At 71.7% G+C, this 4,054-nt stretch carries 3 protein-coding genes and 1 tRNA gene; all 4 read right to left on the reverse strand.

The genetic code is table 11. The features are described from left to right. Positions 1 to 48 precede the first annotated feature (48 nt). The 4 genes from GL263_RS22845 to GL263_RS22860 all read right to left on the reverse strand — a co-directional run bounded on the left by GL263_RS22845 (position 49) and on the right by GL263_RS22860 (position 3,694). On the reverse strand, positions 49 to 1,206 hold the full coding sequence (locus GL263_RS22845) for an acyl-CoA dehydrogenase family protein (RefSeq protein ID WP_182857636.1): 1,158 nt from the start codon (positions 1,204 to 1,206) through the stop codon (positions 49 to 51). A 181-nt stretch (positions 1,207 to 1,387) separates the two neighbouring features. Then, positions 1,388 to 1,460 (reverse strand) — tRNA-His (locus GL263_RS22850). A 135-nt stretch (positions 1,461 to 1,595) separates the two neighbouring features. Further along, positions 1,596 to 2,243 (reverse strand): oligoribonuclease, encoded by a 648-nt coding sequence (gene orn / locus GL263_RS22855; RefSeq protein WP_182857637.1) that lies wholly within the window; start codon positions 2,241 to 2,243, stop codon positions 1,596 to 1,598. An 86-nt stretch (positions 2,244 to 2,329) separates the two neighbouring features. Further along, positions 2,330 to 3,694, reverse strand: coding sequence for a helix-turn-helix domain-containing protein (locus GL263_RS22860; protein WP_182857638.1), 1,365 nt, complete (start codon positions 3,692 to 3,694; stop codon positions 2,330 to 2,332). Positions 3,695 to 4,054 lie beyond the last annotated feature (360 nt).

Genomic DNA, 4,054 nt, shown 5'->3' on the forward strand with positions numbered 1-4,054 from the left:
GTGGTGAGCGGGGTGAGGGGATCGCCGCGCGCCCGCGCGCGGGAGGGGTCAGAGCCCCATCGACTTCGCGATGATCGAGCGCATGACCTCGCTGGTGCCGCCGTAGATCCGCGACACCCGCGTGTCGGCGTAGAGCCGGGCGATCGGGTACTCCCGCATGTAGCCGTAACCGCCGTGCAACTGGAGGCACTTGTCGATGACACGGGCGGCGGTCTCGGTGGTGAAGAGCTTCGCGGAGGCCGCGTCGGCCGCGCCCAGCCCGCCGTGCTCGTGCGCCTCCAGCGCCCGGTCGACCACGGCCTCCATCGCGTCCACGTCCGCCTTGCAGTCCGCCAGCACGAACTTCGTGTTCTGGAACGCGGCCACCGGCTGCCCGAAGACCGTCCGCTCGCGCACGTACTCGTGCGCGAACCGGACCGCGGCGGCGGCCTGCGCGTAGGCGCCGACCGCGATGCCCAGCCGCTCCTGCGGCAGGTTGTGGGTCAGGTACTCGAAACCCCGGCCCTCCTCGCCGAGCAGGTCCTGAACCGGCACCTTCACGTCGTTGAAGGAGAGTTCGGCCGTGTCGGAGGTCTTCAGGCCCAGCTTGTCCAGCGTCCGACCCACCGTGTAGCCCTCGCTGCGGGCGTCGACCACGAGGATCGAGATGCCGCCGCGGCGGTTCTCCGGCGTCGCCGGCGAGGTGCGGGCGCAGACCAGCACCCGGTCGGCCTGCACGCCGCCGGTGATGAACGTCTTGGCGCCGTTGAGCACGTAGTGGGTGCCGTCCTCGGACAGCTTCGCGGTGGTCTGCATGCCGGCGAGGTCGGAGCCGGTGCCCGGCTCGGTCATCGCGATGGCGGTCATCATCTCGCCCGAGACGAACGGCGGCAGCCAGCGGCGCTTCTGCTCCTCGTCCGCGTACGCCAGCAGGTACGGCAGGCACAGCGCGGTGTGCACGCTCGACCCGCCGAAGCTCACGCCCGCCCGGGCGCACTCCTCGGTGATGACGGCGTAGAACTTGAAGCTCGTCTCGCCGGCGCCGCCGTACTCCTCCGGCACCTCGATGCCGAACACGCCCAACTCGCCGAGCTTGCGGTACAGCTCGCGCGGGACGAAGCCCTGCTGCTCCCACTCGTGGTAGTAGGGCACGACCTCTTCGGCGATGAACTCGCGGATCGTCTGCCGGAACGCCTCGTGATCCTCGTTGTACACCGTACGCCGCATGACGTCCTCCCTGTCCGGCCTCGTCCGGCCCGCCCGGCCTCGCCCGTCGAGTGCCGGGCTAAGCGCTTGCTCAGCGAAAGCTACCGACGAGTTGCCCCGCTGTCCAGGATCAGCGCCCCGCCCGGGCGCACGACAAAGGCCCCGACCCGGGTCTGCCCGGGTCGGGGCCTTCATCAGCGAGGGTGAACGACGGGACTTGAACCCGCGACATCCTGGACCACAACCAGGTGCTCTACCAACTGAGCTACGCCCACCATGCCCGGTGTGGAGTGGTGTTTCCCGCACCGGCCGATATGAGTGTACAGGGTTTGCGAGGGTGCTCGCGCACGCCTTTCCGGCGGGCCGGAACGGGCCCGGCGGGCCGGGGCCTCCGGCGTGTCGGGCGGCGGTCAGGCGGTGGGTTCCGCCGGGCTCGCGGTGCCGGCCGGCGCGCCGGGCGCCGGCGGGACGACGTGCCGGGCGGCGATCGCCCTGGCGGTGTCGGAGTCCGGGCCCGGCTGGGGTACGAAGACCGCCTCGCGGTAGTAGCGCAGCTCGGCGATGGACTCCCGGATGTCGGCCAGCGCACGGTGGTTGCCGGACTTCTCGGGGCTGTTGAAGTAGGCCCTCGGGTACCAGCGGCGGGCCAGCTCCTTGACGGAGGAGACGTCGACGATGCGGTAGTGGAGGTGGTTCTCCAGCGCGCCCATGTCACGGGCGAGGAAGCCCCGGTCGGTGGAGACCGAGTTGCCGCACAGCGGGGCCCGGCCGGCCTCGGGCACGTGCTCCCGGACGTAGTTGAGCACCTGCGCCTCGGCGTCGGCGAGGGTCGTGCCGCCGTCGAGTTCGTCGAGCAGGCCGGACGCGGTGTGCATCTCGCGGACGATGTCGGGCATGTTCTCCAGCGCGGCGGCCGGGGGCCGGATGACGACGTCGACCCCGTCGCCGAGGATGTTCAGCTCCGAGTCCGTGACCAGGGCGGCCACCTCGATGAGCGCGTCGTCGGACAGTGAGAGCCCGGTCATCTCGCAGTCGATCCACACCAAACGATCGTTCATGCGAGCCAGCCTACGCGGGGGCGGCCGTCGACGGTCGCCGGGTGGGGCGGGTCCGGCGCCCCGCGCGAAGCGGGGCACCGGACGGGTCAGCCCCTGCCGCGCTGGCCGGGCAGCCGGGTGGCGTACAGCTCGCCGTCGGCTCTGCCGTGCTCACCCGCTCTGCCGTGCTCGCTCACCGAGGCGGTGACCAGCCCGTGGCCGAAGACGCTCGCCGGCTCGGACCGCGCCGGCGGCACCCGGTACTCGGAGGGCTGCGGCATGCCGTCGCCCCGGTCGTGACCCGGACCGCCGGCACCGGACGCGCCGCCCATGCCGCCGTGCCCGCCGGGACCACTGTGGCCGCCGGGACCGCCGGGACCGCCGTGGCCGCCCGGCCCGCCCTGGCCCGGTGGGCCGCCCTGGCCGCCGCCCGCTCCACCGGAGCCCGGCCTCCGCACCCGGTAGGCCGCGCGGTAGGCGGCCGGGGAGGCGCCCAACTGCCGCCGGAAGTGACCGCGCAGCGCCACCGGCGAGCGGAAGCCGCAGCGGGCGGCCACCTCGTCGACGCTGTAGTCGGTCGTCTCCAGCAGCCGCTGCGCCTGGAGCACCCGTTGGGTGATCAGCCACTGCAGCGGCGCGCTGCCGGTCAGGGTGCGGAACCGCCGGTCGAACGTGCGGCGGCTCATGTAGGCGCGGGCGGCGAGCGTCTCCACGTCGAACTGCTCGTGCAGGTGCTCGAGCGCCCATGCGACGACCTCGGCGAGCGGGTCGGTGCCGATCTCCTCTGGTAAAGACCTGTCCAGCCGGTGGAGCTGGGCCATGTCCGTGCCCGCCGCGCGGCGGGGTGGCACGACAAGGCGTCTGGCCAGTGCTCCGGCGGCTTCGGCGCCGTGGTCGGTGCGCACGACGTGCAGGCACAGGTCGATGCCGGCGGCCGTTCCCGCCGAGGTCAGGATGTCGCCGTCGTCGACGTACAGCTCCCGCGGGTCCACGTGGACCGCCGGGTAGCGCTTGGCGAGTGTGGGCGCGTACATCCAGTGGGTCGTGGCCGGTCGGCCGTCCAGCAGGCCTGCGGCCGCCAGGACAAACGCGCCGGTGCACAGCCCCATGATGCGCGCGCCTTCCTGGTGGGCGCGGCGTAGCGCCTCCAACGCCGCCGCCGGTGGCGGCTGCGTGATGGAGCGCCAGGCGGGCACGACGATCGTGCCCGCGCGACCGACCGCGTCCAGCCCGTGCGGTGCGGTCAGTTCTAGTCCCCCGGTGGTGCGCAGCGGCCCGTCCTCGCCCGCGCACACCAGCAGCCGGTAGCGCGGCACCCCTGCGTCCTGGCGGTCGATGCCGAAGACGGACAACGGGATGGAACTCTCGAATATCGGGCCTCCGCCGAACAGCAGCACGGCCACGATCTCGCGGCGCCTTCTGGTGGCGAGCTTCCTCATGGTCGCGGGGCCGTGCGCTGGGTCCTGGCTCATATCTCTAAGCCCCCCTCAAGTGGTCGCTTCCTCTCGGTCCTGCACGGTTTCCCCCGCCGTGGTTCTGCCAAGATCGAATCTACTGTGTCGCGTAGGCGTGTCGGGACAACTTCAGCTCCCGCCGCTAAGTCGACAAGGCAACTTGGCGTAAAGCATTCGATCACGAAGAGTGGCAGTCGCGCACCTGGCTGGGAAGGGCGTCTCGGGTTTCAGGGATCCCCGCGATGGGGCAGATGTCCGAAATGCGCGACCCGGTGCCGTGGTACCAACGGCACGTGGCTGCTCAGGAAGTTGTGTATCACGGCCGCAAGTTGGCTGAAAACAATGCCAGATGGCGTGTGCGCCCCCCTTGCTCCGCCC

The sequence above is a fragment of the Streptomyces durbertensis genome, assembly GCF_014156695.1.
GTDB lineage: Bacteria > Actinomycetota > Actinomycetes > Streptomycetales > Streptomycetaceae > Streptomyces > Streptomyces durbertensis.